At 70.4% G+C, this 26,786-nt stretch carries 21 protein-coding genes; 10 read left to right on the forward strand and 11 right to left on the reverse strand.

The features are described from left to right. Positions 1 to 54: 54 nt before the first annotated feature. From ACH4D5_RS27145 to ACH4D5_RS27165, 5 genes are all read right to left on the reverse strand, one after another. Entirely contained in the window at positions 55 to 771 is a 717-nt protein-coding gene (locus tag ACH4D5_RS27145) for an ABC transporter ATP-binding protein (RefSeq protein ID WP_398307366.1), read from the reverse strand. Then, a complete protein-coding gene (locus tag ACH4D5_RS27150; protein ID WP_398307368.1) occupies positions 768 to 1,592 on the reverse strand; it encodes an ABC transporter ATP-binding protein in 825 nt (274 codons plus the stop codon). Before ACH4D5_RS27150 ends, ACH4D5_RS27145 begins: the two co-directional genes overlap by 4 nt. A gap of 3 nt (positions 1,593 to 1,595) precedes the next feature. Continuing rightward, the gene (locus ACH4D5_RS27155) at positions 1,596 to 3,440 is read right to left on the reverse strand and encodes a branched-chain amino acid ABC transporter permease (RefSeq protein ID WP_398307370.1); all 1,845 of its coding nucleotides are present in this window, start codon (positions 3,438 to 3,440) and stop codon (positions 1,596 to 1,598) included. A 5-nt stretch (positions 3,441 to 3,445) separates the two neighbouring features. Continuing rightward, positions 3,446 to 4,375, reverse strand: coding sequence for a branched-chain amino acid ABC transporter permease (locus tag ACH4D5_RS27160; RefSeq protein ID WP_398307372.1), 930 nt, complete (start codon positions 4,373 to 4,375; stop codon positions 3,446 to 3,448). Between the two features lie 102 nt (positions 4,376 to 4,477). Continuing rightward, positions 4,478 to 5,728 carry a branched-chain amino acid ABC transporter substrate-binding protein gene (locus ACH4D5_RS27165; protein ID WP_398307374.1) on the reverse strand — a complete coding sequence of 417 codons (1,251 nt, stop codon included), beginning with the start codon at positions 5,726 to 5,728 and terminating at the stop codon, positions 4,478 to 4,480. A gap of 469 nt (positions 5,729 to 6,197) precedes the next feature. Between ACH4D5_RS27165 and ACH4D5_RS27170 the strand changes: the two genes are divergently transcribed. Next, complete coding sequence (locus ACH4D5_RS27170) at positions 6,198 to 6,464, forward strand: hypothetical protein (RefSeq protein ID WP_398307376.1); 267 nt, start codon at positions 6,198 to 6,200, stop codon at positions 6,462 to 6,464. Between the two features lie 154 nt (positions 6,465 to 6,618). Here ACH4D5_RS27170 and ACH4D5_RS27175 read toward each other — a convergent pair whose 3' ends face one another. The 3 genes from ACH4D5_RS27175 to ACH4D5_RS27185 all read right to left on the reverse strand — a co-directional run bounded on the left by ACH4D5_RS27175 (position 6,619) and on the right by ACH4D5_RS27185 (position 10,119). Beyond that, complete coding sequence (locus ACH4D5_RS27175; RefSeq protein WP_398307377.1) at positions 6,619 to 7,026, reverse strand: hypothetical protein; 408 nt, start codon at positions 7,024 to 7,026, stop codon at positions 6,619 to 6,621. 265 nt (positions 7,027 to 7,291) lie between these two features. Beyond that, complete coding sequence (locus ACH4D5_RS27180; protein WP_398307379.1) at positions 7,292 to 7,783, reverse strand: PaaI family thioesterase; 492 nt, start codon at positions 7,781 to 7,783, stop codon at positions 7,292 to 7,294. Positions 7,784 to 7,839: 56 nt separating this feature from the next. After that, on the reverse strand, positions 7,840 to 10,119 hold the full coding sequence (locus ACH4D5_RS27185) for an FdhF/YdeP family oxidoreductase (RefSeq protein ID WP_398307381.1): 2,280 nt from the start codon (positions 10,117 to 10,119) through the stop codon (positions 7,840 to 7,842). 124 nt (positions 10,120 to 10,243) lie between these two features. On the opposite strand from ACH4D5_RS27185, the gene polA reads away from it, so the two are divergent. From polA to ACH4D5_RS27225, 8 genes are all read left to right on the forward strand, one after another. Next, positions 10,244 to 12,997, forward strand: a complete 2,754-nt coding sequence (gene polA, locus ACH4D5_RS27190) for a DNA polymerase I (protein ID WP_398307383.1) — start codon at positions 10,244 to 10,246, stop codon at positions 12,995 to 12,997. Positions 12,998 to 13,449: 452 nt separating this feature from the next. After that, entirely contained in the window at positions 13,450 to 14,463 is a 1,014-nt protein-coding gene (locus tag ACH4D5_RS27195; RefSeq protein WP_398307385.1) for a serine hydrolase, read from the forward strand. 200 nt (positions 14,464 to 14,663) lie between these two features. After that, positions 14,664 to 16,418: a lytic transglycosylase domain-containing protein gene (locus tag ACH4D5_RS27200; RefSeq protein WP_398307387.1), complete on the forward strand. Its 1,755-nt coding sequence runs from the start codon at positions 14,664 to 14,666 to the stop codon at positions 16,416 to 16,418. A gap of 156 nt (positions 16,419 to 16,574) precedes the next feature. Further along, positions 16,575 to 16,709: an SPW_0924 family protein gene (locus ACH4D5_RS27205; protein ID WP_205040239.1), complete on the forward strand. Its 135-nt coding sequence runs from the start codon at positions 16,575 to 16,577 to the stop codon at positions 16,707 to 16,709. Positions 16,710 to 16,754: 45 nt separating this feature from the next. After that, entirely contained in the window at positions 16,755 to 17,762 is a 1,008-nt protein-coding gene (locus ACH4D5_RS27210) for a DUF3068 domain-containing protein (protein WP_398307389.1), read from the forward strand. Between the two features lie 90 nt (positions 17,763 to 17,852). Further along, the gene (locus ACH4D5_RS27215) at positions 17,853 to 18,374 is read left to right on the forward strand and encodes a hypothetical protein (protein WP_398307391.1); all 522 of its coding nucleotides are present in this window, start codon (positions 17,853 to 17,855) and stop codon (positions 18,372 to 18,374) included. Between the two features lie 2 nt (positions 18,375 to 18,376). Then, entirely contained in the window at positions 18,377 to 19,588 is a 1,212-nt protein-coding gene (locus ACH4D5_RS27220) for a histidine kinase (protein WP_398307393.1), read from the forward strand. Continuing rightward, positions 19,585 to 20,250 carry a response regulator gene (locus ACH4D5_RS27225; RefSeq protein WP_398307395.1) on the forward strand — a complete coding sequence of 222 codons (666 nt, stop codon included), beginning with the start codon at positions 19,585 to 19,587 and terminating at the stop codon, positions 20,248 to 20,250. Before ACH4D5_RS27220 ends, ACH4D5_RS27225 begins: the two co-directional genes overlap by 4 nt. Position 20,251: 1 nt before the next feature. Here ACH4D5_RS27225 and hrpB read toward each other — a convergent pair whose 3' ends face one another. Together hrpB and ACH4D5_RS27235 are read right to left on the reverse strand one after the other, a co-directional pair. Further along, on the reverse strand, positions 20,252 to 22,792 hold the full coding sequence (gene hrpB, locus ACH4D5_RS27230) for an ATP-dependent helicase HrpB (RefSeq protein ID WP_398307397.1): 2,541 nt from the start codon (positions 22,790 to 22,792) through the stop codon (positions 20,252 to 20,254). Between the two features lie 4 nt (positions 22,793 to 22,796). Continuing rightward, positions 22,797 to 23,621 carry a class I SAM-dependent methyltransferase gene (locus tag ACH4D5_RS27235; protein WP_398307399.1) on the reverse strand — a complete coding sequence of 275 codons (825 nt, stop codon included), beginning with the start codon at positions 23,619 to 23,621 and terminating at the stop codon, positions 22,797 to 22,799. A gap of 364 nt (positions 23,622 to 23,985) precedes the next feature. Between ACH4D5_RS27235 and rpsA the strand changes: the two genes are divergently transcribed. After that, complete coding sequence (gene rpsA / locus ACH4D5_RS27240; protein WP_358588030.1) at positions 23,986 to 25,497, forward strand: 30S ribosomal protein S1; 1,512 nt, start codon at positions 23,986 to 23,988, stop codon at positions 25,495 to 25,497. Between the two features lie 231 nt (positions 25,498 to 25,728). Here rpsA and ACH4D5_RS27245 read toward each other — a convergent pair whose 3' ends face one another. After that, positions 25,729 to 26,697, reverse strand: coding sequence for a right-handed parallel beta-helix repeat-containing protein (locus tag ACH4D5_RS27245; protein WP_398307401.1), 969 nt, complete (start codon positions 26,695 to 26,697; stop codon positions 25,729 to 25,731). Positions 26,698 to 26,786 lie beyond the last annotated feature (89 nt).

Below are 26,786 nucleotides of genomic sequence, written 5' to 3' on the forward strand. Positions count from 1 at the left end.
GCCCACACCCTGCGATCGGGGTGCGGGCCTCCTCGTATGCCCAGGAAGGCGTGGTCAGTCCTCGCCCAGGTACGCCTTCCGCACGGACTCGTCGTGCAGCAGGTCGCTGCCCGTGCCGGAGAGGACGATCCTGCCGACCTCCATGACGTGGCCGTGGTCGGCCAGCGAGAGCGCGGCCTGGGCGTTCTGCTCGACGAGGAGGATCGTCGTGCCGTTGGCCTTGAGCTCGGAGATCGTGGCCATGATCTTCTGCATCATGATCGGTGAGAGGCCCATGGAGGGCTCGTCGAGCATGAGCAGCTTGGGCTGGGACATCAGGGCGCGGCCCATCGCCAGCATTTGCTGCTCGCCGCCCGACAGCGTGCCCGCGGCCTGCTTCTTCCGTTCTCCGAGTATGGGGAAGAGTTCGTAGGCCCGCTGGATGTCCTTCTCGATGCCTGCTTTGTCGGAGCGGAGGTAGGCGCCGAGGCGGAGGTTGTTCTCGATGGTCATGCGGGGAAAGATGTGGCGGCCTTCGGGGGAGTGGGCGAGGCCCTGGGCCACGATCTGGTCGGCCCGGTATTTGCGCAGGGGCTTTCCGTTGAACCTGATCGAGCCGCCCACCGGCTTGAGCAGTCCGGACAGGGTCCGGAGCGTGGTCGTCTTGCCCGCGCCGTTCGTGCCGATGAGGGTGACGACTTCGCCGGCCTCGACCTTGAAGCTGATGCCTTTGACGGCTTCGATCTTGCCGTAGGCGACGCGGAGGTCCTCGACCTCAAGGAGTGCGGTCATTTGTTGTTCTCCTCGAAGGGCTCGCCGAGGTAGGCGGCGATGACGCGGTCGTCCTGTTGGACCGTCTCACTGGATCCTTCGACGAGTTTTTCGCCCTGGACGAGGACGGCGACGCGGTCGCAGAGGTTGAAGATGAAGCGCATGTCGTGCTCGATGACGAGGACGGCGATGCCCATGTCGCGGATGGCGAGGACGAGTTCCTCGGTGGCGCGGGTCTCCTGGGGGTTCATGCCGGCGGTGGGCTCGTCGAGCAGGAGGAGCCCCGGCTCGCTCGCCAGTGCGCGGGCGATCTCCAGCTTGCGCTGCTCTCCGTAGGGGAGGTTGCGCGAGAGGTGTTCGGCTTTCTCGGCGAGGCCGACGAATTCGAGGAGTTCCATGGCGCGGGCCTTGGACGCGGCTTCCGCCTTGTGGAATCCGGGGCCGCGCAGGAGCGCCGACCAGAGGCCTTCCTTAGTCCGCGTGTGGCGGCCGACGAGCACGTTCTCCAGGACCGTCATGTTGGCGAAGAGGCGGATGTTCTGGAAGGTGCGGGCGATGCCTGCTGCGGTGACCTTGAAGGACTTGGCGGGCAGGACAGTGCGTTTGTAGCGGACTTCGCCCTCGGTGGGGATGTAGAGGCCGGTGAGGCAGTTGAAGAAGGTGGTCTTGCCGGCTCCGTTGGGTCCGATGAGGCCGACGATTTCGCCGGTGTTGACGGTGAGGTCGACGGAGCGTACGGCGGTGAGGCCGCCGAAGCGCATGGTGACGCCGCGGGCGTCGAGGACGGTCTCGCCGGCCGGGGCGGCCGGTGTGGGGTCCTTCTTCGTCGTGTCCGTGGTCATGGGTCAGACCCCCGTCTTGCTGAGGACTGCGGGTGGCGGCGTCTCGCCGGGCGGCAGCTCGGATTCGTGGAATTCGAGCTGGCGGCGGCGGTTGGGGATGAGGCCTTCGGGGCGGAAGCGCATGAGGAGTGCGAGGGCGAGTCCGAAGGCGAAAAGCTGGTAGTCGCCGAGGAACTGGAGCTTGTTGGGGATGAGGTAGAGCAGCGCGGCGCCGACGAGGGGTCCGCTGATGGTGCCCATGCCGCCGAGGACGACGGCCGCCAGGAGGAAGGCGGAGTTGGGTGGCACGGAGTTGGCGAACTGGTACTGCTCGGGCGTGACGGTGTAGGTCACGTGGGCCTGGACCGTGCCGGCGAGTCCGGCGAGGGAGGCGCCGAGGGCGAAGGCGATGAGTTTGACGCGGAAGCCGTTGATGCCCATGGCGAGGGCCGCGGTCTCGTCCTCGCGGATGGCGACCCAGGCGCGGCCGATGCGGGAGTCCCCGCTGCGGCGGAAGACGAGGACCACCACGAGGGTGATGAGGAGCATCAGGAAGAAGTAGTTCGCGAACCGGCCGATGGTGAAGCCCGCGATGCTGTGTTCGAGTCCGAAGTCGAAGCCGAAGATCTTCAGGTTCGGGACGGAGGAGATGCCGTTGGAGCCGTTGGTGATGTCGGGTCCGGAGGAGCCGTCGGAGTTGTTGGCGGCGATGCGGAAGATCTCGCCGAAGCCGAGGGTGACGATGGCGAGGTAGTCGCCGCGCAGCCGGAGGGTGGGGGCGCCGATGAGGACGCCGAAGACGAGGGAGGCGCCGGCGCCGACGAGGATGGCGGCCCAGAACGGCAGGTGGACGTCGAAGGGTGAGGCGGGGGATCCGGAGACCATGGACGCGGCGTAGGCGCCGACGCCGAGGAAGGCGACGTATCCGAGGTCGAGGAGGCCCGCGAGGCCGACGACGATGTTCAGGCCGAGGGCGACGGTGGCGAAGATGAGGATGTAGACGCCGATGGTGGCGTACTGGTCGTCGCTCTGGGTGAAGGGGAACGCGGCGGCGGCGAGGAACGCGCCGATGAGGGTGATGTTGCGGTGCCGTGCGGTGTACGTGGAGACCTGTGCGACGAGCCCCGCCTTGGCGAGTGCGGCGAAGCCGAGGCCGACCGTGATGAGGAACCCGATGAAGAGTTCGTCGTACTCGGTGCCGATGCCGTAGGTGAAGACGAGCAGGCCGGTGGCGAGGGCCGCGATGATGATCAGGATCTCGAGGTACGAGTTGAGCTTGCGGGGCGGGGCCGGGGTGTCCGCGGCGAAGGCGCCCTTGACGATCGTCTTGGCGTTGCGCGCGCGGTGCTTGAACTGCTCCCAGGAGCTGTCCTCCTCGTCGACCGGGTAGGTGTGCGGTCGCTGGAAGGGCAGTGCGAGGGCGCCGGTGAGGGCGATGAGGGTGGCGATGCCCGCGATCCAGCCGCCGGGTTCGAGGTTGGCGAGTCCGCCGAGCTTCTTGGCGATGGCGAAGATCGTGTACCAGGTGGTGGCGAAGGCGGCGAGTGCGGCGTATTTGAGGGCGGCGTCGGCTCCGGCGGGGGCGAGGGCACGGAGGCCCTTGGTGCCGTAGGAGGCGAGGCCGTAGAGGGTGGTGAGGGCGCCGGCGATGAGGACGAGCCATTGGAGGCCGCCGGGGTAGCCGTAGACGGTGAGGTCGCCGGGGAATCGGGCGGTCCAGGTCCAGGCGAGGAAGGCGGAGACGATGGTGAGGACGCCGCCGCCGGTGGCGAGGGCGCGGGCGGGGCCGACGGGGAGAGGGATGAGCCCGGTGGCCGGCTTGTCCTTGTGCGGACGGGGGCTGTCGGCTGCGGTGGTCTGTGTGGTCATGGTTGTCACGCCCTGTCCGCGACACGCTCGCCGAGGAGGCCTTGGGGCCTGACGAGGAGGACGACGATGAGGAGTACGAACGCCCAGACGTCGGCCCAGGACTGGCCGCCGAGCTTGTCCATGCCGGGTACGTCGTTGATGTAGGCGGTGGCCATGGATTCGGCGAGTCCGAGGACGACGCCGCCGATCATGGCGCCGTAGATGTTGCCGATGCCGCCGAGGACGGCCGCGGTGAAGGCCTTGAGGCCGAGGATGAATCCCATGCGGAAGTCGATCTGGCCGTATTTGAGTCCGCGGGCGACGGCGGCGATGCCGGCGAAGGCGGCGCCGATGGCGAAGGCGACCACGATGACGCGGTCGGTGTTGATCCCCATGAGCTTGGCGGTGTCGGGGTCCTGTGCGGTGGCTTGCATGCCGCGGCCGATGCGGGTCTTCATGACGAAGTAGCCGAGGGCGACCATGCAGATGGGTGCGGCGATGAGCAGGAAGACGTCGCCGGGCTGCATGGTGACGGAGCCGATGTGGATGGAGCCGCCGGGCAGTTCGGGGAAGGAGCGGGCGGACTTCGCCTCGGGGTACCAGGCCCAGACGGCTTGCTGGAGGGCGAGGGAGAGTCCGATGGCGGTGATGAGCGGGGCGAGGCGGGGGGCTTCGCGCAGGGGTCGGTAGGCGAAGCGTTCGGCGCCGACGGCGATGGTGGTGGAGACGAAGATGGCGCCTATGAGCATGAGGGGGACGGCGGCCCACATGCTGGTGTCGGCGGGGAGCCAGATCCAGACGGTGAGGGCGCCGAATCCGCCGGTCATGAAGATCTCGCCGTGGGCGAAGTTGATGAGCTGGACGATGCCGTAGACCATTGTGTAGCCGATGGCGATCAGGCCGTACATGGATCCCAGTAGCAGGCCGTTGACCAGCTGTTGCGGCAGTTCGTGCACCGCAGGTCCTCCGAGTCTTTCGAGCGACGGATGCGACGCCGCGCGGGGCGCTTGTCTGCGGCGCCCCGCGCGGGTTGTCGTGTGGGCTACGGGCCGGGAGGGTCAGTTGCTCCCGGTGTATGTGCCGGATTCGACGGGCTTCCAGCCGGTCTTCGGGTCGGTGGTCTTGACCTGGTAGACGGTGAGCTGCTTGTTGGTCGCGTCGCCGTATTCGTCGAAGGAGACCTTGCCGGTGACGCCGTCGAAGGAGACGCCCTTCATGGCGTCGATGACCTTGGCGCGGGCGTCGTCGGGGAGTTTGCCGTCGTTGTCGTCGACGACCTTCTTGACGGCTTCGATGATGGCCCAGGCGCTGTCGTAGGAGTAGCCGCCGTAGGCCTCGTAGGCTTCCTTGAAGCCGGCTTTCTTGTAGTTGGCGATGAACTCCTTGGCCGAGGGGAGTTCTTCGACGGGCTGGCCGACGGAGGTGGCGTAGTCGCCGACGCCCTGTTTGCCGGAGAGTTTGATGAAGTCGGCGCTGTAGATGCCGTCGCCGCCGACGAGCGGGGCTTTCGAGCCGGCCTGCTTCATCTGCTTGCTGAGGGGTCCGGCCTGCGGGTATTCGCCGCCGTAGTAGACGAGGTCGGCGTCCGAGTTCCGGATCTTGGTGGCGACGGCGCCGAAGTCTTTGGTGTCCGGATTGATGTGTTCGGTGCCGACGACCTTGCCGCCGAGTTTGGTGAACTCGTCCTTGAAGGTGGCGGCGAGTCCGGCGCCGTAGGTCTTCTTGTCGTCGACGACGAAGACCTTCTTCTTCTTGGCCTTGTTGTACAGGTACTGGGCCGCGAAGGGGCCTTGGATCGCGTCGGTGGTGGCCGTACGGAAGTAGGACTTGTACGGGCGTTCCTTCTTGCCGCCGTTCCAGTCCGGGCCCTGGGTGAGGGCGGGGTTGGTGTTGGCGGGCGAGACCTGGACGAGCTTCGCGTCGTCGAAGACCTTCTGCATCGATTCGGCGACGGAGGAGTTCAGGGGGCCGACGGCGCCGAGGACGTCCTTGTCGGCGACGAGCTTGGTGGCGTTCGTCTGGCCGGACGAGGGCTGGCCCTGGTCGTCGAGGGCTTCGATCTTGAACTTGACGCCGTCGACGTAGTTCTTCTCGTTGGCCTGCTTGGTGGCGAGGTCGACGGAGTTGCGGATGCCGAGGCCCAGCGCGGAGAGCTCGCCGGTCAGTGGCGCGTCGACGCCGATGACCACGGTGGTGCCGCCGCCACCCTCGTCCCCGTCGTCCTTGTCGTCGCGCGAGCCACAGGCGGTGAGGGTGAGAGCCCCCGCGGTGAGTGCAGCGGTGATGGCTATGAGCGAACGTTGACGCACGATCAGTCCTTTCCCCTGGCACGGCTGTCCCTTGTTGGGATGCCGAGTCGAGCGCGGAACCGAACTGAGAGGAATCCGGTGGGCGCGGTGACTGGCCGTGACTCTAAGGGCGGCTTTGTTCTTGGTGGAGTGGTCGGACCAAGGCTGTGACGCTCTTGTTATGCCACGGAGTATTCCGGGCTGGAACGCGGGGGGCGGTTGGGGCTGAATATGGCCTTGTTCGGTGGATCTCGACGTATCCGCATGCTGAGAATCCCCAGCGCAAGCTGCAGGACTGTAATGCTGTTTCACTCATGACAGCGGTGTTCGAGGGCATGCGGCCGCGAGGGCGCCGGAAAGATCATTCGCGTATTCCGGACCCAGGATGTAACTCTGCTTCTCGTTTGCGCGCGTATTACGCAGCGTTACTTCCAGGAAAGGGAGTCCGGCATTCCGTGGCACTTCTCCACATTCGCGAATGTGCATCCTGATGATCAACTTCCGGGGTGATCCCGTTTTGACCGCGAAAGGGGCGGGCGGCGAGGTGCTGACCGAGAGGGCCGCGGACGGCTGGCCGACCCCGCGGACGGTCACCGGCGGCCCGGACTCCTGGGTGAAGGTCACGGCGAAAGTGAAGTTCCGGTCCCCGGCCGCGGGGCGCGACATCTCGCCCGTGTACGTCACCGACACGCTCTGCGACGGCCAGGGCGGGGGCGGCGGGGACGGTGCGGGCGGTGGCTCCGGGCGGGTGAGATAGAGGCTCAGTCCGGCGGCACCGACGGCCGCGGCCGCGGCAGTGGTGAGTGCGATGCGGCGGTGGCGGAGCCTGCGCGGGTCCGGCCGGGCCGGGCGCGGCGGGGCGGACGCGCGGTCGTAGGTGTCCTCGCCCGGCTCGACGGGGCCGATGGCGTTCACGTCCACGGCCCGCCGCTCGGCCCGCCGCCGCGGTGGCGCTCCGCGCACCGCTCGCGGGCCTGACGCGCGATCAACTCCCGTCCGGCGGCGGCCGATTCACGCCTGCGCTCGGCGCGCGCGGCGTCCAGGATGTCGCGCAGGATCATGTACTGCCCGTTCGACAGGCCCATCGACTGGTAATCGCCGTAGGTCGTGTCGCCCGAGTCGTAGATCTGCCGGGCCCACTTGGTGATGATCGTGGTGCACAGGTCGGCGGGGGAGGTGGTGCGGGGGGAGGGGCTGGGGGCCGCGTCGGAACGGCCGTGGCCGTTATGACCGTCGCGGCCGTCGTGGCCGGAGCTTCCGCACCCGGTGGCGACGGCGGCGGCGAGGGCGAGCGCACAGAGCGATATCCGGTGCCTCATGCGCCGACGCTAGACCGGAGCCGCACGCTCCGACAGTGCGTGCGTCCACTCTGTCCGCGCGGCCCTCGTCCGTGCCCTCGCCGTCGGGGTGTCCGGCTTGGCCGGGCGTCCGCCTTGGCCGGGCGTCCGCCTTGGCCATGTGGCCGTCGTCGGTGCACCTGCCCGTCGTTCGTACGCCCCTCGTCCGTGCGCCTGCCCTGTCCGCGCGCTCTTGTCCGCACGCCCGCCGTCCGCGCCGGCGCCCCGTTCGCCGGGTCCTCCCGGGTCAGCCCGCCGCGCCCGCGGAGCCGGTCGTGGCCGCCGGGCCGGCGTCGCGCAGCATGCATGTCAGGCGCGCGCTGCACACCCGCTTGCCCTGCTCGTCGCTGATCACGATTTCGTACGTCGCCGTGGAGCGGCCCCGGTGCACGGGCGTGGCTACGCCGGTGACCAGGCCGGAGCGGGCGCCGCGGTGGTGCGTGCAGTTCAGGTCGACGCCGACGGCGAGCTTGTGCACGCCGCCGTGCAGCATCGCGCCGACCGAGCCGAGGGTCTCCGCGAGGACCGCGGAGGCGCCGCCGTGCAGCAGGCCGTACGGCTGGGTGTTGCCCTCGACCGGCATGGTGCCGACGACGCGCTCCGCCGAGGCCTCAAGGACCTGCACGCCCATGCGGGTGCCGAGGTGTCCCGCCGAGAACAGGGAGGGCAGATCGACCCCGAGCGAGGCGTACTCGTCGATGACCTCCTGCGGGAACTTCACGCTGTGCTGCTCACCCATGGGGCCCGGCTCCGTTCGTTCGTCGTCACACGCGTCACCTGTCGCTGAGCAAACGCTCAGTCGAGCGATGATTGTTCCAGGCGTACGACGACGGACTTGCTGGCAGGGGTGTTGCTGGTGTCCGCGGTGGCGTCCAGCGGCACCAGGACGTTGGTCTCGGGGTAGTACGCGGCGGCGCAGCCGCGGGCTGTCGGGTAGTGCACGACGCGGAAGCCGGGGGCGCGGCGCTCCACGCCGTCCTGCCACTCGCTGACGAGGTCGGCGTACGTCCCGTCGGCGAGGCCGAGCTCCGCGGCGTCGTCGGGGTGGACGAGGACGACGCGACGGCCGTTCTTGATGCCGCGGTAGCGGTCGTCGAGGCCGTAGATCGTGGTGTTGTACTGGTCGTGGGAGCGCAGGGTCTGCAGCAGCAGCCGTCCCTCCGGGACGGCTGGATGTTCGACGGGGGCCGCGGTGAAGTTGGCCTTGCCGGTGGCGGTGGGGAAGCGGCGCTCGTCGCGCGGGGCGTGCGGGAGGGTGAAGCCGCCGGGGCGGGCGATCTTCGCGTTGAAGTCCTCGAAGCCGGGGACCACGCGTGCGATGCGGTCGCGCACGGCGGAGTAGTCCTTCTCGAACTCCTCCCAGGGCGTGCGCGAGGCGCTGCCGAGGACGCGGCGGGCCAGGCGGCAGACGATGGCGGGCTCGGAGAGCAGGTGCTCGCTCGCGGGCTCCAGGCGGCCGCGTGAGGCGTGGACCATGCCCATGGAGTCCTCGACGGTGACGACCTGCTCGCCGCTGTCCTGGAGGTCGCGCTCGGTGCGGCCGAGTGTGGGCAGGATCAGGGCGCGGGCGCCGGTGACGGCGTGCGAGCGGTTGAGCTTCGTCGAGACGTGCACGGTGAGGCGCGCGCGGCGCATGGCGGCTTCGGTGACGTCCGTGTCGGGGGAGGCGGCGACGAAGTTGCCGCCCATGGCGAAGAACACCTTCGCTTCGCCGTCGCGCAGGGCCTTGATGGCGCGGACGACGTCCAGGCCGTGGTGGCGGGGCGGTGCGAAGCCGAATTCCTTCTCCAGGGCGTCGAGGAAGGCGGGCGCGGGGCGCTCGAAGATGCCCATCGTGCGGTCGCCCTGCACGTTCGAATGGCCGCGCACGGGGCAGACGCCGGCGCCGGGGCGGCCGATGTTGCCGCGCAGCAGGAGGAAGTTGACGACTTCGCGGATGGTGGGGACGGCGTGCTTGTGCTGGGTGAGGCCCATGGCCCAGCACACGACGGTGCGCTTCGAGGCGAGGACCATGGCGAGGGCTTCCTCGATGCGGTCGCGCTCCAGGCCGGTGGCCTTCAGCGTGTCGTCCCAGTCGGCGTCCCGGGCGGCCCGGACGAACTCTTCGTAGCCGTGGGTGTGTTCGCGGACGAACTCCTCGTCGACGGCGCCCTCGGTCTCCAGGATGAGTTTGTTGAGGAGGCGGAAGAGGGCCTGGTCGCCGCCGAGGCGGATCTGCAGGAAGAGGTCGGTGAGGGCGGTGCCCTTGAGCATGCCCTGTGCGGTCTGCGGGTTCTTGAAGCGCTCCAGGCCGGCCTCGGGCAGCGGGTTGACCGTGATGATCTTCGCGCCGTTGTTCTTGGCCTTCTCCAGGGCGGAGAGCATGCGCGGGTGGTTCGTGCCCGGGTTCTGCCCGGCGACGATGATCAGGTCCGACTTGTAGAGGTCCTCCAGGAGGACGCTGCCCTTGCCGACACCGATCGTCTCGGTGAGCGCCGAGCCGGACGACTCGTGGCACATGTTCGAACAGTCGGGGAGGTTGTTCGTGCCGAGCTCGCGGGCGAAGAGCTGGTACAGGAACGCCGCTTCGTTGCTGGTGCGGCCCGAGGTGTAGAAGACGGACTCGTCGGGGGAGTCGAGCGCCGCGATCTCCTCGGCGATGATGTCGAAGGCGCGCTCCCAGGAGACCGGCTCGTACCGCTCGGCGTCCTCGGCGAGATACATGGGGTGGGTGATGCGGCCCTGCTGTCCCAGCCAGTACCCACTGCGGGTGGCGAGGTCGGCGACGGGGTGCGCGGCGAAGAAGTCGGGGGTGACGCGGCGCAGCGTGGCTTCCTCGGCGACGGCCTTCGCGCCGTTCTCGCAGAACTCCGCCTTGTGGCGGTGGTCCGGCTCGGGCCAGGCGCAGCCGGGGCAGTCGAAGCCGTCCTTCTGATTGACGCGGAGCAGGGTGAGGGCGGTGCGGCGCACGCCCATCTGCTGCTGTGCCGCGCGCAGGGTGTGACCGATGGCGGGCAGTCCCGCGGCCGCGTGCTGGACCTCGGCGACCTGCGGCGCGTCCTGGACCGGATCGCCCTTGGGCGGCTTGCTTGCCATGGTCGGCTCCCCTTCGAGCACGTACGTGAGCTACGTCTCCGATCCTCCCACGCGACGGTGACAACGCCGGGGGGTGGGGCCGCGTGGGACCGGACTGTCAGTGGGGCGTGGCAGGATCGGGGACGTGGCAGAAACAGCATCGAAGAAGAAGTCCGAGACCGCGGCGACGAAGGGCAGGACGGCGGGCGGTGAGCAGCGCCCGCGCCTGATGCTCATGGACGGGCACTCCTTGGCGTACCGGGCGTTCTTCGCGCTGCCCGCGGAGAATTTCACGACGGCGACGGGCCAGCCGACGAACGCGATCTACGGCTTCGCGTCGATGCTGGCGAACACGCTGCGCGACGAGGCGCCCACGCACTTCGCGGTGGCGTTCGACGTGTCGCGCAAGACGTGGCGCTCCGAGGAGTTCCCGGAGTACAAGGCGAATCGCTCCAAGACCCCGGACGAGTTCAAGGGCCAGGTCGAGCTGATCGGCGAGATGCTCGACGCGATGCACGCGGTGCGCTTCGCGGTGGACGGCTTCGAGGCGGACGACGTCATCGCCACGCTGGCCACGCAGGCGGAGGCGGCCGGCTTCGACGTGCTCATCGTCACGGGCGACCGCGACTCCTTCCAGCTGATCACCGACCACGTGACGGTGCTGTATCCGACGAAGGGCGTCTCGGAGCTGACGCGCTTCACCCCGGAGAAGGTCTTCGAGAAGTACGGCCTGACCCCCAGCCAGTACCCCGACTTCGCGGCGCTTCGCGGCGACCCGTCGGACAACCTCCCGGGCATCCCCGGCGTCGGTGAGAAGACGGCCGCGAAGTGGATCAACCAGTTCGGTTCGTTCGCCGACCTCGTCGAGCGCGCCGAGGAGGTCAAGGGCAAGGCCGGGCAGAACTTCCGCGACCACCTGGAGGCGGTCAAGCTCAACCGCCGCCTGACCGAGATGGTGCGCGACGTCGAACTCCCCAAGACGGTCACCGACTTGGAGCGCGCGGCGTACGACCGTACGGCGCTCGCGATGGTCCTGGACACCCTGGAGATCCGTAACCCCTCGCTGCGGGAGCGGCTGCTCGCCGTCGACCCGGGCGCGGAGGAGGCCGAGCAGACCCCGGCCGAGCCCGGTGTGGAGCTGGACGGCGCGGTGCTGGGCGCGGGCGAGCTGGCGCCGTGGCTGGCCGAGCACGGCAAGGCGGTCCTCGGGCTCGCCACGGTCGACACCTGGCAGCTCGGGACGGGCACGGTCACCGAGGTCGCGCTGGCTGCCGCCGGCGGGGCGGCCGCCTGGTTCGACCCGGCGACACTGGACGAGGCCGACGAGAACGCCTTCGCGGCCTGGATCTCCGACCCCACCAAGCCCAAGGTCATGCACAACGCCAAGGGCGCGATGCGGGTCTTCCCGGAGCACGGCTGGACGGTGGACGGCGTCACCATGGACACGGCCCTCGCCGCGTATCTCGTGAAGCCGGGCCGGCGCTCCTTCGCCCTCGACGCGCTCTCCCTGGAGTACCTGGGCCGTGAGCTGGCGCCCGCCTCCGCCGCCGACGGACAGCTCGCCTTCGGCACGGAGGAGGACGACCGGGCCGAGGCCGACTCCCTGATGTCGCAGGCCCGCACCATCCTCGACCTGGGCACGGCCTTCGGTGAGAAGCTGACGGAGGTCGGCGCGAGCGACCTGCTCACCGACATCGAGCTGCCGACCTCCGCGCTCCTGGCCCGCCTGGAGCGGCACGGCATCGCTGCGGACCGCGCGCACCTGGAGGCGATGGAGCAGCAGTTCGCGGGCGCGGTGCAGCAGGCCGTGAAGGAGGCGCACGCGGCCGCGGGCCACGAGTTCAACCTGGGCTCGCCCAAGCAGCTCCAGGAAGTCCTCTTCGGCGAGCTGAACCTCCCCAAGACGAAGAAGACGAAGACCGGGTACACCACGGACGCGGACGCGTTGGCCTGGCTCGCCGCCCAGACGGAGAACGAGCTGCCGGTCATCATGCTCCGCCACCGCGAGCAGGCGAAGCTGCGCGTCACCGTCGAGGGCCTGATCAAGGCGATCGCCGCGGACGGCCGCATCCACACCACCTTCAACCAGACGGTGGCGGCGACGGGCCGGCTCTCCTCCACCGACCCGAACCTGCAGAACATCCCCGTCCGTACGGACGAGGGCCGCGCGATCCGCCGAGGCTTCGTCGTCGGCGAGGGCTTCGAGTCCCTCATGACCGCGGACTACAGCCAGATCGAGCTGCGTGTGATGGCGCACCTCTCCGAGGACGAGGGCCTCCTGGAGGCCTTCACCTCCGGCGAGGACCTCCACACGACGGTCGCCTCCCAGGTGTTCAACGTCGACGGTTCCGCCGTCGACGCGGAGATGCGCCGCAAGATCAAGGCCATGTCGTACGGGCTGGCGTACGGCTTGTCCGCGTTCGGCCTCTCCCAGCAGTTGAACATCGAGGCGGGCGAGGCGCGCGCGCTGATGGACACGTACTTCGAACGGTTCGGCGGAGTCCGGGACTACCTCCGCCGCGCGGTCGACGAGGCCCGCGCCACGGGTTACACCGAGACGATGCTCGGTCGCCGCCGCTATCTCCCCGACCTCAACAGCGACAACCGTCAGCGGCGCGAGATGGCCGAGCGCATGGCTCTGAACGCGCCGATCCAGGGCACGGCGGCGGACATCGTCAAGATCGCCATGCTGAACGTGCACGGGGCGCTCACCGCGGCGAAGCTCGACTCCCGCATGCTGCTGCAGGTCCACGACGAAATCGTCCTGGAGATCGCTCCTGGGGAGCGGGACCGGGTGGAGGAGCTGGTCCGCAGGGAAATGGCGGGGGCGGTGGCCCTGCGGGCGCCGCTGGATGTGTCGGTGGGCGTGGGGCGCGACTGGGAGTCCGCGGCCCACTAGCCCTGACGGGCGGCGAAACGGGGCTCACCCGGCGGGTGCCGGGTGCCCCCCTCTTGTTCCCTGCGCCCTCGAGAGTGCCGGGCCTTGTGGGTGTGCGCCTGCGGGTGCGCGGTGGCTGGTCGCGCAGTTCCCCGCGCCCCTGAGACAGCCGGGGCCGGTGTGTGTCTGCGGGTTGCCGGTGGCTGGTCGCGCAGTTCCCCGCGCCCCTGGGGGAGCCGGGGGCTGGGCCTCGTGGTTGAGCCGGGGTGCGGGGGGTGTTTTTAGGGGCGCGGGGAACTGCGCGAGCAACCACCGATCCGCCGCAGCCGCAACACAACCGTCCAACCCCCGTGGCCCCGCGCCGCGGCCTGCCCCCACGCAGTGGAGTCCGTTCAAGCCCAGCGCAGCGGCCCCTCACTCGCGTGGCCCCCGGCAAAGCGACCCCCGGCCGAGCGTGGGGTCAGGATGAGCGCATGGTCTCTCACCTGCGAAAGTGCCGGACGGCTGTCGCCGCGGCGATCACCACGGCCCTCCTGGTGCCCATACCGGCGACCGCCGCCACAGCCGGCGACCTGCAGGGCGCGGACCTCTGCACGACAGACACCGCAGACACCGCAGGCACCGCAGGCACCGCAGGTCTCGCAGGCACCGCAGGAACCGCAGACCGTGACCCCACCCTCGCCGCCCGGATGTCCAAGGACATCCGGGCGGCTTTGTGGTCCAGGGCCGGCACCGTTTCGGTGTCCGTCCACGACTCCCGCACCGGCCTCGTCTGCGAGCTCGCGAGCCGGCGCCGCTACGACGCGGCGAGCGTCGCGAAGCTCCTGGTGATGGAGGCGGCGCTGCGCCGCGCGCAGGAGTGGCGCCGCGGCCTCACCGGCTGGGAGCGCCGACGGATCCGCCCCATGATCACCGTCTCGGACAACCACGCGGCGCAGCGCCTGTGGAACGACCTCGGGTACCGCTACCTCTCCCGCTTCCTGCGCCGCGTCGGCACCACGGCCACCACCCTCGGCACGTACGGCCGTTGGGGGCTGACCGGCACCACCGCGGCCGACCAGTCGCGGCTGCTCGACGTGTTGACCGGGGTGCGGGGGATTCTCGGCCCGCGTGCGCGGGCGTACGGGCTGCGGCAGATGGCCGAGGTGCGGCGCGACCAGCGCTGGGGGGTGCCCGCGGGAATGCCCCGCGGCGTCCGGGCCCACCTCAAGAACGGCTGGCTGCCGCGGGCCACGCACGGCTGGCGCGTCCACAGCGTCGGCGTGTTCACCGGCGGCGGCCGCACCTACCGCATCGTCGTCCTCTCGCACGACAACCCGACGATGGCGTACGGCGTACGGACCATCGAGCGCATCGCGCAGGCCGTGCACCGCGGCCTCCACAAGGGCCGGGCGATCGGCCAGGAGCTGACGCCGGAAAGCGAGATCAGCGAGGTTCCGGACGGCTCGGCGCCCGCTGAGGACGACGACCCGGACCCCGCCGCGTAACAGAGCTGTCGCGGCGTCTTGGCCAACTGGTAAAAACCGGGCACGAACGGGTGCCTGGTCGTGCCAAGTTGTCGTAGTGTCGCCTGAGCCGACCCACTGGGTGTACGTGCGTGCGAAGGTAGGCGTGTCCGTGCGGGAAAGCCCGCACGAGGGTGGGGGCGGCGCGCAACAGTCGTCAAAAGGGGAGGGGTGGCTCGGTCATGGCGCCGGTAATCGGCAGGCGGCTGCGCAGAGGAACGGTGACCGCCGCGGTGGCCGCGGCGGCGGTGGCGGCCCTCGCCGCGTCGCAGGCCCCGGGCGTGACGGACGTACCGCGTGACGGGCAGGCGGCGGGCGCTTCCGACACCCCACCGCCGTCCGGTGACTCCGCGACCGGCGACTCCCCGTACTACACCGACCTGCCTCCCCTGCAGAGCCCCGTCCCGCCGAACGGCGGTGACAAGAAGGCCGAGGCGGGCGTCCCGGCCACGGTCCTCGACGCGTACAAGAAGGCCGAAACCGCGCTCAACACCGACAAGCCCGGCTGCAACCTGCCCTGGCAGCTGCTCGCCGCGATCGGCAAGGTCGAGTCGGGCCACGCCCGCGGCGGCCGCGTCGACGCGAGCGGCACGACGCTCAAGCCGATCCTCGGCCCGGTCCTGAACGGCAACGGCTTCGCGAAGATCACCGACACCGACAAGGGCGCGTACGACGGTGACGTGACGCACGACCGCGCGGTCGGGCCGATGCAGTTCATCCCGTCGACGTGGGCCACCTCGGGCCGGGACGGCAACAACGACGGCAAGAAGGACCCCAACAACATCTACGACGCGGCGCTCGCCGCCGCCCACTACCTGTGCGCGAACGACCGTGACCTCTCCGTCGAGGCCGACCTGCACAAGGCGATCCTCAGCTACAACCGCTCCACGGAGTACCTGAACACGGTCCTGTCGTGGCTGGAGTTCTACCGCAAGGGCACCCACGAGGTTCCCGACGGCAAGGGTGTGCTGCCCGACGAGCGCAGCGACAGCCGCTTCCCGAGCATCAGCCCGAGCCCGACGACGCCGAGCACTCCGTCGTACACGCCGCCGTCCAAGCCGGAGAAGGAGAAGCCCGGGAACAACGGCGGCGGCAACAACGGTGGCAGCAACAAGCCCAACCCGCCGAACGGCGGTGGCGATCCCGACCGCCCCGACCCCGGCCCCTCGCCGGCCGACCGCGTCGCGGACCTGGCGAACGCCGGGACCGGCACGCTCACCGCGACCGCGGGCGACGCCTTCGCCGAGCGCGTCGAGGTGCGCGCGCTGTCCAAGTCGGGTTCGTTCGTGTCCGGGGTCAAGGTGAAGTTCACGATCGCCGGCGCCACGGACACCCGCTTCGACGGCGGCGCGAGGAGCGTCACCGTCACCACGGGCTCCACCGGCAAGGCCACCGCCCCGGTGCTCGAAGCGGGCGAGAGGACCGGCAAGTTCACCGTGCGGGCCACGGTCGTGGGCCGCTCGGTGCCCGGCGTCGACTTCACCGCGGAGGTCACCGCGCGCCAGGCCGACGCGCTCGCCAGGACCAGCGACAAGCCGCTGGTCTGCGAGGCGGGCAAGGAGTTCACCGACCGGGTCGAGGTCAAGGCGACGTACAAGGGCAGGGCCGCCGCCGGAGTCGCGGCCTCCGCCATGATGGTCACATCGGCGTCGGACGCGACGGCCAACGACAAGGGCCCCTACTTCAAGGGCGCGGACGGCAAGCCGATCCGTATGCTCAAGGGCCTGAAGACCGACGCGAACGGCCTGCTGAAGCTGCCGAGGATGTACGCGGACGACGCGGCGGGCACGTATCTGCTGCGCATCGCCACGGCCGGCGGCGGCATCCTCACCGTCGAGCTGAAGGTGAACGCGGCGGAGCCCGAGACGACACCCACGCCGTCGGACCCGGCGAGCGCCTCGCCGAGCACGACCCCGAGCGCGTCTCCCAGCGCCTAGGGCCCGGTATCGCACATCCCGACCGCCCCTCCGCCACCACGGCGGAGGGGCGGTCGGTGTTTGTGCAACGTGTTCTCATCTCGCCCGTCCGTTGCTACGGTGCCCGCCCTGACGCCCTATCAGTTCCGGCCGCAAGCCGAACCGGGAGGCCCCCGTATGCGCGCCCTCATCGCCGCCGCCACCGGCCTCGCCGTCGCGCTCGCCCTGGTCCTGACGATCACGGCGATCGGCGCGCCGTCCGGCGAGACGTCCCCCGAGCCGCTCCTCACCACCGTCCCCGAACACCCCTAGACGTACGGTCCCCAAGCACCCACAGACGTAGGGAGGGCCGCAGCGATGCGCCGCAAGGCCAGCCTCGTCCTGCTCGCCTTCGCCGTGTTCTTCACGGCCCTGTCCCCGCTCATGCGCTGGTACGCCTTCCCGCGGCTCGCGAAGATCCCGCCGAGCCAGTACCAGGAGACGGTCCTGGAGGCGGACGACCCGACCCTCATCGACTACGGCTCCATGAAGGCCAAGAAGATCGACAAGGTCACCATCGTGCAGACCCTCAAGGGCAACGTGGAGGCCTCCGAGAAGATCGAGAGGAACGACGGGGACTCGTCCCGTGACGTCGTCGTCTGGGACGCCCTCTCCTACGTCCAGGACGACAAGGGCAAGATGGTCTCCAAGATCCCCGAGCGCTACATCTTCGACGCGCACAGCCAGGAACCCGTGCACGCCACGGGCGAGGCGGTCGACGGAGACCGGGTCAAACGCGAGGGCATCGAGTTCAAGTGGCCCTTCCTGACCGAGAAGCGGGACTACGAGTACTTCGACGCGCAGGCCCGCATCACCCGGCCCATCCACTACAAGGGCACCCAGGACTTCCGCGGCCTGAAGGTCTACTACTTCGAGCAGACCATCCCCTGGACCAAAGTGCCCTTCCCGAAGACGATGCCCGTCAAAGGCATCACTCCGGAGTCCCTCGCCAAGACCGGCACCACCCGCTGGTACACCACGGTCCGCAAGTTCTGGGTCGAGCCGACCACCGGGGCACCCGTCTACGGCGAAGAGATCCAGAACAACGAACTGCGCGGCGGCACGCTCCTGGGCGACCGCGACAAGGTCACCGTCTTCTCCGGACACGTGAAGATGCGCGAGGACTACATCAAGGACACCGTCGACCTGGTCAAGTCCCAGCGCGTCCTCGTCCTCCTGCTGACCTCGTACCTCCCCTGGGGCTTCCTCACCCTCGGCATCCTCCTGCTGGCCCTCTCCCTCTGGCTGGAGGCCCGCGGCCGCAGGCCAGGCGACCCGACGCCGACGACACAGAACGACCCGGAACCGGAGCCGGTCAACGCCTAGGCGTGCCCTCCCCGCCGGCATGCGATCTCCACCCACGGTTCCACCCCTGGGTCCAGGTGCCGCGAGCCGTGCCGCAGCAGTCTGTAGGGCATGACAGCAACCGAGTGGATCACTGACATCGCCCTCGTCCTGATCGTCTTCCGGCAGCTGCGGGAAGACCGTCTCGACCACAAGACCTTCCTGCTCCCGCTGGGGATCGTGACCTTCGTGGCGTACTCGTACCTGGACTCCGTTCCCACCGGGGGCAACGACCTCGTCCTGGTCGCGGTCCTGATGGCCGTGGGCGCCGCGCTGGGCATCGCCGGGGGTGCCTACACCCGGATCCGTGCCCTCGACGGCCACCTCCTGATCAAGGCGGGTGCGGTGTCGGCCGCCCTGTGGGTCGTGGGCATGGGGGCAAGGATGGGTTTCCAGGTGTGGGTGGAGCACGGCGGCGCCGCCGCCGTCGCCCGGTTCAGCCTCGCGCACCACATCACGAGCCGGCAGGCATGGGTGACGGCATTCGTGCTGATGGCCCTCACCGAGGTCGTCACACGGGTGGCCACGATCTTCATACGCAGTCGGGCGCTCAGGGCGCCCCGCACCGTGGCCGTCCTCGACCGCACGGCGTGACCGTGGAGTATGTTCGGCCCGTGCCCGCGGACCACAGCGCCCCGCCTCCCGGGAAGGACACCGGCCCGGGGGCGGGACCGCGTCCCGTTCCCGGACAGGACCCGCGTGTGCAGTGGGTGCTGACCCTCGCGGTCATCGCCGTGGGAGTCCTGACGATCCGGCCCATGGGCCTCAGCGGCCGGGGTCTGGCCGTCGCCGTCCTCTTCGTGGTCAACGCGGTGGCGCTGCTGGCCCGGCGCCTGCCCGAGCACAAGGTGTCCCCGCGCCTCGCCCTCGGCTGGCTCACGCTCGGCCTCGTCGCGGCGGCCGCCCTGATCGGGGTCAGCAGCAGTGGGACGGCTTACCTCTTCGCCTTCTTCCTCGCCGGACACATCGGATACCGGCTGGAGACCAGACCGGCCCTCGTGCTCGCCGGGCTCTGCAGCCTGCTCTGCGCCGCCGTCCTCTTCTTCCGCCTCGGACCGGGGCACGACCAGTTGCCCTGGATGTTCGGCCTCACCACCGGCACCCCGGTCCTGATCGGCATCGTCAACCGCACCCAGCGCCGCGCCGTACGGGCGGCGATCGAGGCGGCCGAGTCCGCTGAACGCGCCGCCCGGGCCGAGGCCCGCACCGCCGTACTGACCGAGCGCGGCCGGATCGCCCGCGACGTGCACGACGTCCTCGCGCACTCGCTCGCCGGGATCAACATGCAGTTGGAGCTGGCGGACGCGCTGATCGACACCGGTGACCTGGCCAAGGCCAGGGAGGCCCACGACAAGGCCCACGGCCTGGTCAAGGAGAGCCTGAAGCAGGCGCAGTGGACCGTGCACGCGCTGCGCGAGGACGCACTGCCGCTGCTGGAGAGCCTGACCGCGCTGCTCGAATCCTCGGGCCATCGCGACGTTCTCACCGTCACGGGGACCGTGCGCGAAGTGCCGGCCCGGGTGACCCAGAATCTGCTGCGGATCGCCCAGGAGGCCCTGACCAACGCGGCGCGGCACGCCCCCGGGGGAGCTGTCGACGTGGAGCTGACGTTCGCCGCCGCGTCGACCACACTGAGCATCCGCAACCGGCCCGCCACCCGTGCGGTGACCGCGGGCCTCGGCAGCGGGATGGGACTGATCGGGATGCGCGAACGCGTCGCCCTGCTGGGCGGAACGGTCGGCGCGGGCCCGGTCACCGAAGGGCCGCACCAGGGCGGCTGGCAAGTGGAGGCAGTGATCCCGGGATGAGCGAAGCAGCCGAGGAACAGCAGCGGTTGAGGGTGGTCGTCGCCGACGACCAGGCCGCCGTACGGGAGCCCCTCGCCGCGGTGCTCGCCCTGTCCGATGACATCGACGTGGTCGCGGCCGCCGCGAACGGCGAGGAGGTGCTGACGGCTGTCGCCGCCGGGCCGGTGGACGTGGTGCTGATGGACCTGAGGATGCCCGTGATGGACGGCATCGAGGCGACCCGCCGGCTGACCGGCCGGCACCCGGAGGTGGCGGTGGTCGTGCTGACCACCTTCGCGGACGACGACTCGATCCTGGGCGCACTGGGCGCGGGTGCCCGCGGGTACCTGACCAAGAACGCCGGACGCCGGGACATCACCCGCGCGATCCGGGCCGCGGCCGCGGGCCAGTCCGTACTCGACCGCGAGGTCCAGGACCGCCTGCTCGCCACCGCCAGGGCCAGGGTGCCCGCACCGGGGCAGCCCCTGCCCGAGGACCTCACGCCCCGCGAACGCGAGGTGCTCACGCTGATCGGCCAGGGCCTGCCCAACCGGGGCATCGCCGAGAAGCTCTTCATCAGCGAGGCCACGGTCAAGACCCACATCAACAACCTGTTCGCCAAGGCGGACATCCGCGACCGGGCCGACGCCGTCCGCCGCGCCATCGAGGCGGGCCTCGCCTGACCTACGCCCCGGCGGCCCGTCCCGCCTGGCGGGCCTTGGTGTACCGGGTCGGCTCGGCCGTCGCCGGGTCCTCCGGCCACGGGTGCTTCGGGTAGCGGCCGCGCAGGTCCGCGCGGACCGCGCGGTACCCCGACGCCCAGAACGAGGCGAGGTCGGCGGTGACGGCGGCGGGACGACCCGCCGGGGACAGCAGGTGCACGAGCACCGGTACGCGGCCGCCCGCGATCCTCGGCGTCTCGGCGAGCCCGAACATCTCCTGCAACTTGACGGCGAGCACCGGCTGTTCGGGATCGGAGTAGTCGAGCCGGATCCTGGACCCGCTCGGCACCTCCAGGCGCTCGGGGGCGAGCTCGTCCAGGCGCCCTGCCTCACCCGTCGCCCACGGCAGAAGCCGGCCCAGCGCCTGCCCGGCGTCGATCCCCGCCAGGTCGGCCCGGCGCCGGGCCCGGGAGAGCTCGGGCTCCAGCCACTCGTCCACGCGCGCGTGGAGGGCGTTTTCCGATACGTCGGGCCAGGGCGCCCCGAGATGGCGGTGCAGGAACGCGAGCCGCTCCCGCAGCTCCCGCGCGCCCCGCGACCACGTCAACAGCGCGGTGCCCTCCTCCCGCAACCCGGTCAGCAGCGCCTCCCGCACCAGACGCGGATCGGGCTTCTTCAAAGGACGCACCGTCAACTCCACGGCGCCAAGACGCTCCACGTGCCGCGCCACGAGCTCGCCCTCGCCCCAGGCCACCTCGTCGCCCTCGGAGTACAGCGGTGCGGCGGCGCTACGGGCCACGTCCTCGTCGATGTGCCCGGCCAGCAGCACGCGCGCGTGCCCCGCGCCCACCGGCCGGTCGGCCACGGCCACGGCGAGCCACCGCGCACCGGACAGCGCGGACCCCTGCCGCGCCTCCGCCCGCGTCCCGCCCGCCATGAGATACGTCCCGCCGCCCACGCTCCGGGCCACCCGCTCCGGAAACGCGAGGGCCGCCACCAGCCCGGCGACGTACTCGTCGCTCCCGCCGTCGCCCTCGGCCGGTCCACCGGGCGCCGCCGAGGCCAGCCGCCGGGCCTCGGTCCGCCACCGCGCCCCATAGGCGTCCTGGCCGCGCCGCGCCGCACGCCAGGCACCCGCGAGGTCGTCGCCGTACTCACGGGGCGGCTCCTCGCTCAGCAGCGCCACCGCCTCCGCCGCCCGGCGGGCACCGACGCGCGGCGCCGCGTCCAGCAGGGCCCGCGCGAGGCGCGGGTGCAGACCCACCCGGGACATCCGCGCCCCGCGCTCCGTCGCCCGGCCCGTCTCCGCGTCCACCGCGCCCACCGCCACGAGGACCTCCCGCGCCGCCGCCATCGCGCCGCCCGGCGGGGGATCGAGGAGAGCGAGCCCGGAGGCGTCAGGATCGCCCCAGCACGCCGCCTGCAGCGCGAACGCCGCGAGGTCGGCCACCTTGATCTCGGGCGCGGGAAAGCGCGGCAGACGCCCGTCCTCCGCCTCCGCCCAGCACCGGTACACCGCCCCCGGAGCCTCCCGCCCGGCGCGGCCCGCCCGCTGCCGGCCGGCCGCCTGCGAGGCCCGCACGGTCGCCAGCGCGCTCAACCCGCGCGCGTGATCGACCCGCGGCTCCCGCGCGAGGCCCGAGTCCACGACGACCCGCACCCCCGGCACCGTCAGCGAGGACTCCGCCACGGAGGTGGCGAGGACCACCCGCCGCCCGTCCGACCCGGCGAGCACCGCGTCCTGCACCGCGGCCGGAGCCCGCCCGTGCACCTGCAGCACCTCCACGCCGCCGAGGCCCGTCAGCTGCCCCGCCACCCGCGCGATCTCACCGACCCCGGGCAGGAAACACAGGACGTCCCCGGCCCGCTCGGCCAGCGCCCTGCGCACCACCGAGGCCACATGGGTCAGCAGCGCCGGATCGACCCGCATCCCGTGCGGCGGCCGCACCGCGCGCGGCGGCGGCGCCCACACGACCTCCACGGGGTGCGCGATGCCCTGCGCCTCCACCACGGGCGCACCCCCGAGGATCCGCGCCCAGCCCTCCGCGTCGGTCGTCGCCGACGCCGCCACCAGACGCAGCTCGGGCCGCAGCGCGGCCCGCACGTCCACCAGGAAAGCCGCCACCGTGTCCGCGTCCAGATGCCGCTCGTGGCACTCGTCGAGGACGACGACATCCACGCCGGCCAGCTCCTGGTCCCGCTGCAGCCGCTGCAGCAGCACACCCGTCGTCACGACCTCCACGCGCGTGCGCGGGCCCACGACGCGCTCACCGCGCACCGTGTAGCCGACGCTGTCGCCCACCTTCTCGCCGAGCAGCCACGCCATGCGCCGCGCGGCGGCACGGGCGGCGATGCGGCGCGGCTCGGCGACGACGACGCGACGTACGCCGTCATGGGCGCCCGGCACGTCGACCAGGCCCGCGAGCGCCAGCGGCACCAGCGTCGTCTTGCCCGTGCCGGGCGGCGCGCAGAGCACCGCGCTGCCCGGCCCCTCCAGAGCGGCGGAGAGACCGGGCAGCGCGTCACGTACGGGAAGGTCCAGGGCTGCGTGGTTACGGATCACCCGCTCAGCCTCGTACGCATACGTAGATGGCCGTCCCCGGGATCAGGTTTCCGCGCAGCGGGGACCAGCCGCCCCACTCCTGCGTGTTCCAGGCGGGCCACTCCGGCTCGACGATGTCGACGAGCCGGAACCCGCCGGCCACGATGTCCCGCACCCGGTCACCGATCGTCCTGTGGTGCTCCACGTACACGGCGTTGCCCTCGTCGTCCTGCTCCACATAGGGAGTGCGGTCGAAGTAGGAGGCCGCTACGGAGAGACCCTCCGGACCCGGCTCGTCGGGGAACGCCCAGCGGATGGGGTGGGTCGCGGAGAAGACGAACCGCCCGCCGGGCCGCAGCACCCGGCGCACCTCCTTGAGGACCTGCACGGGGTCGGCGACGAACGGCATCACGCCATAGGCGGAGCAGACGAGGTCGAAGGAGCCGTCCTTGAAGGGCAGCACTCCCGCGTCGGCCTGGACCAGCGGTACGTTCCCGCCGATCCGCAGCGCGTGCTGGAGCTGGCGGTGCGAGAGGTCGAGGGCGACCGGGCGGGCGCCCTGCGCGACCAGCCAGCGCGAGCACTGCGCGGCACCGGAGCCGATCTCCAGGACGTCCTTGCCCTTGAGCTCCTCGGGCGGACCGAGCAGCTCGGCCTCCACCTCGTCGAGCCCCTCGGGACCCCACACGAAGCGGTCGTCCCCGAGGAACGTGCCGTGCTCGATCTGGTACTCGTCGGCGTTCCGGTCCCACCAGCCGCGGTTGGCGCGACTACTCTCCGTGACATCGGCGTCACGCCGGGTGGCCTCGGGCTCGGGCGGCAGTGCGGACTCTTGGATGATGGGCTCCATCGTCGTAATCTTCCGTATCTTCCGCGGCCCTGGCCGAAATCTCGGCGCGAAGGGGCGCGGTGCGGCCCGTGTGGCCTCAGGCGACAGGTTTTGTGCCGGGTATGCGGCGTTACGCCCCGGGTGTGCGCCTTCGCGCATTGACCCTGTCCGGCTGCCCCCGTATGCTACAAGTTGCGCTGCGAGCCTGCGCTCCTCAGACATAGCAGGCTGCGCTCGCGTCTGTTGTATGTCCCCTCGGTTGTCGAGGCGCCTTCCGTTTCGCGGAAGTCGCGCTTCCTAAGCTGTCCGGCTTCTGCAGAGCGAAATCGGCTCCCGGCGTTGCAGTACCTACGACTTCAATGTCCGTACCGGAGCCCTAACCCACATGACGAGCAGCACCGAGACCACCGCCACCACCCCGCAGGTAGCGGTCAACGACATCGGTAACGAGGAAGCCTTCCTCGCCGCGATCGACGAGACGATCAAGTATTTCAACGACGGCGACATCGTCGACGGCGTCATCGTGAAGGTCGACCGGGACGAGGTCCTGCTCGACATCGGTTACAAGACCGAAGGCGTCATCCCGAGCCGCGAGCTCTCGATCAAGCACGACGTCGACCCGAACGAGGTCGTCAAGGTCGGCGACGAGATCGAGGCCCTGGTTCTCCAGAAGGAGGACAAGGAAGGCCGTCTCATCCTGTCCAAGAAGCGCGCTCAGTACGAGCGTGCCTGGGGCACGATCGAGAAGATCAAGGAAGAAGACGGCATCGTCACCGGTACCGTCATCGAGGTCGTCAAGGGTGGTCTCATCCTCGACATCGGCCTCCGTGGCTTCCTGCCGGCCTCCCTCGTCGAGATGCGCCGCGTCCGCGACCTCCAGCCCTACGTGGGCAAGGAGCTCGAGGCCAAGATCATCGAGCTGGACAAGAACCGCAACAACGTGGTCCTGTCCCGCCGTGCCTGGCTCGAGCAGACCCAGAGCGAGGTCCGCCAGACCTTCCTCACGACCCTGCAGAAGGGCCAGGTCCGCTCCGGCGTCGTTTCCTCGATCGTCAACTTCGGTGCGTTCGTGGACCTCGGTGGCGTCGACGGTCTCGTCCACGTCTCCGAGCTCTCCTGGAAGCACATCGACCACCCCTCCGAGGTTGTCGAGGTCGGCCAGGAAGTCACCGTCGAGGTTCTCGACGTGGACATGGACCGCGAGCGTGTCTCCCTGTCGCTCAAGGCGACGCAGGAAGACCCGTGGCAGCAGTTCGCCCGCACGCACCAGATCGGGCAGGTTGTTCCCGGTAAGGTCACCAAGCTCGTTCCGTTCGGTGCGTTCGTGCGCGTCGACGAGGGCATCGAGGGCCTGGTCCACATCTCCGAGCTGGCCGAGCGCCACGTGGAGATCCCGGAGCAGGTCGTCCAGGTCAACGACGAGATCTTCGTCAAGGTCATCGACATCGACCTCGAGCGTCGCCGGATCTCGCTGTCGCTGAAGCAGGCCAACGAGTCCTTCGGTGCCGACCCGTCGGCCGTCGAGTTCGACCCGACCCTGTACGGCATGGCCGCGTCCTACGACGACCAGGGCAACTACATCTACCCCGAGGGCTTCGACCCCGAGACCAACGACTGGCTCGAGGGCTACGAGACCCAGCGCGAGGCCTGGGAGACCCAGTACGCCGAGGCGCAGCAGCGCTTCGAGCAGCACCAGGCTCAGGTCATCAAGTCCCGCGAGGCCGACGCCCAGGCCGAGGCCGAGGGTGCGGCGGCTCCGGCCGGCGCCGCTCCGGCCGCGTCCAGCGGTGGCGGCGGCGGTTCGTACTCCTCGGAGTCGGACGACAACTCCGGTGCGCTGGCTTCGGACGAGGCGCTCGCCGCGCTTCGTGAGAAGCTCGCCGGCGGCCAGAGCTGAGGCTCGCCTCTAGGCGGTTGTAGCTGAACACAGCGGGCCCGCATCCCTTCGGGGGTGCGGGCCCGTTGTGCTGCCCCCGTCGCGGGGCGGGCCCCGTCAGGGGCGCGGGGAACTGCGCGAGCAACCACGGAAGCGCCGCAGACGCGTCTGCCCGGTCGCTGTCCCGTCGCGTCTGCGGCATGTCTTGGGCTGATCGCGCAGTTCCCCGCGCCCCTGACAGGGCGCCGCCGCCTATGGCGTGACGGGGATGTTGGTGAGGCCCCGGCCTCCCGTCACCGTGTTGCTCGCGTACACCGTCGTCCTGCAGCTGGCGCTCTGGTTCGTGACGTTGATGGCCAGTTGTTTGTCGCCCGTCGCGCCCGTCAGGGTCGACTTGTTGCCGCGGAAGACCGTGCCGCAGCCCCAGCCGGACTGCTGGGTGTGGGTCTCGTAGCCGTTGTTGAGGGTGTTCTTGCCGGTGTTGTTCTCGATGACGTAGCTGTTGCCCTTCACGTCGACCCACGAGTCGTCGTAGTGGTTGCCGGTGAGGCCACTGCCGTCGAAGGTGTTGCCCGAGACCTTGCCGCCCGTCGTGCCCTCCTTGAGGTCGATCGCCTCGCCGCCGACGTCCGGGCCGATGGTGTTGCCGATGATCTGGACGTTGTCGCTCTTGTCGGAGAGCGTGTTGGCGGTGCCCACGTAGACGCCCTCTCCCATGCCGCGGCCGTCGTTCCCCGTGTCGTGGATGCGTGAGTTCCTGATCACGCCGTCGCTGCTCGACTTCCGGAAGTGGACGCCCTCCATGTCGAGGCCGTGGACCGTGACGGTGTCCACGACGACGCCCCTCGCGGAGTCGATCATGATGCCCTTCTGGCCGCCGGTGACGGTGATGCCCTTCACCGTCCAGTACGCGGCGCCGTTCAGATGCAGGCCGTAGCCGCCGCCCGCCTTGAGCACCGCCTTCGGCGAGCCGGTCAGCGTGATGCGGGAGCCGGCGCTCGCGGCCACGGTCGTCTTGAAGTTCCCGGAGTACGTGCCGTCGGCGAGGTGGATCGTGTCGCCGGGGGAGGCGTCGGTGAGCGCCGCCTTCAGCTGGGCGGCCGTGGAGACCTCGATGGTCCGCGCGGGCGTCGCGGCGGAGGCGGAGACGGCCAGGGTCGCGGAGGCGGTCGCCGCCGTGAGCAGGGTCGCGGTCGCCAGCAGGGTTCGTCGGGTGCGCATGTGGGGGTGACCTTCCCGTCGGGAGCGTGGCGTTCATGAGGGTTCTTGTACGTGAACTCAAGGTGTGCATATGAACGTTGAGAAGGTAG

The organism is Streptomyces sp. NPDC018029 (assembly GCF_044327655.1).
Lineage (GTDB): Bacteria > Actinomycetota > Actinomycetes > Streptomycetales > Streptomycetaceae > Streptomyces.

Bases quoted from the DNA above. Each gene is read 5' to 3' on its own strand.
- ACH4D5_RS27145 (WP_398307366.1), bottom strand. From the start codon at position 771: ATGACCGCACTCCTTGAGGTCGAGGACCTCCGCGTCGCCTACGGCAAG.
- ACH4D5_RS27150 (WP_398307368.1), bottom strand. From the start codon at position 1,592: ATGACCACGGACACGACGAAGAAGGACCCCACACCGGCCGCCCCGGCC.
- ACH4D5_RS27155 (WP_398307370.1), bottom strand. From the start codon at position 3,440: ATGACCACACAGACCACCGCAGCCGACAGCCCCCGTCCGCACAAGGAC.
- ACH4D5_RS27170 (WP_398307376.1), top strand. From the start codon at position 6,198: ATGATCAACTTCCGGGGTGATCCCGTTTTGACCGCGAAAGGGGCGGGC.
- ACH4D5_RS27175 (WP_398307377.1), bottom strand. From the start codon at position 7,026: ATGAGGCACCGGATATCGCTCTGTGCGCTCGCCCTCGCCGCCGCCGTC.
- ACH4D5_RS27180 (WP_398307379.1), bottom strand. From the start codon at position 7,783: ATGGGTGAGCAGCACAGCGTGAAGTTCCCGCAGGAGGTCATCGACGAG.
- ACH4D5_RS27185 (WP_398307381.1), bottom strand. From the start codon at position 10,119: ATGGCAAGCAAGCCGCCCAAGGGCGATCCGGTCCAGGACGCGCCGCAG.
- ACH4D5_RS27195 (WP_398307385.1), top strand. From the start codon at position 13,450: ATGGTCTCTCACCTGCGAAAGTGCCGGACGGCTGTCGCCGCGGCGATC.
- ACH4D5_RS27200 (WP_398307387.1), top strand. From the start codon at position 14,664: ATGGCGCCGGTAATCGGCAGGCGGCTGCGCAGAGGAACGGTGACCGCC.
- ACH4D5_RS27205 (WP_205040239.1), top strand. From the start codon at position 16,575: ATGCGCGCCCTCATCGCCGCCGCCACCGGCCTCGCCGTCGCGCTCGCC.
- ACH4D5_RS27210 (WP_398307389.1), top strand. From the start codon at position 16,755: ATGCGCCGCAAGGCCAGCCTCGTCCTGCTCGCCTTCGCCGTGTTCTTC.
- ACH4D5_RS27215 (WP_398307391.1), top strand. From the start codon at position 17,853: ATGACAGCAACCGAGTGGATCACTGACATCGCCCTCGTCCTGATCGTC.
- ACH4D5_RS27225 (WP_398307395.1), top strand. From the start codon at position 19,585: ATGAGCGAAGCAGCCGAGGAACAGCAGCGGTTGAGGGTGGTCGTCGCC.
- ACH4D5_RS27235 (WP_398307399.1), bottom strand. From the start codon at position 23,621: ATGGAGCCCATCATCCAAGAGTCCGCACTGCCGCCCGAGCCCGAGGCC.
- rpsA (WP_358588030.1), top strand. From the start codon at position 23,986: ATGACGAGCAGCACCGAGACCACCGCCACCACCCCGCAGGTAGCGGTC.
- ACH4D5_RS27245 (WP_398307401.1), bottom strand. From the start codon at position 26,697: ATGCGCACCCGACGAACCCTGCTGGCGACCGCGACCCTGCTCACGGCG.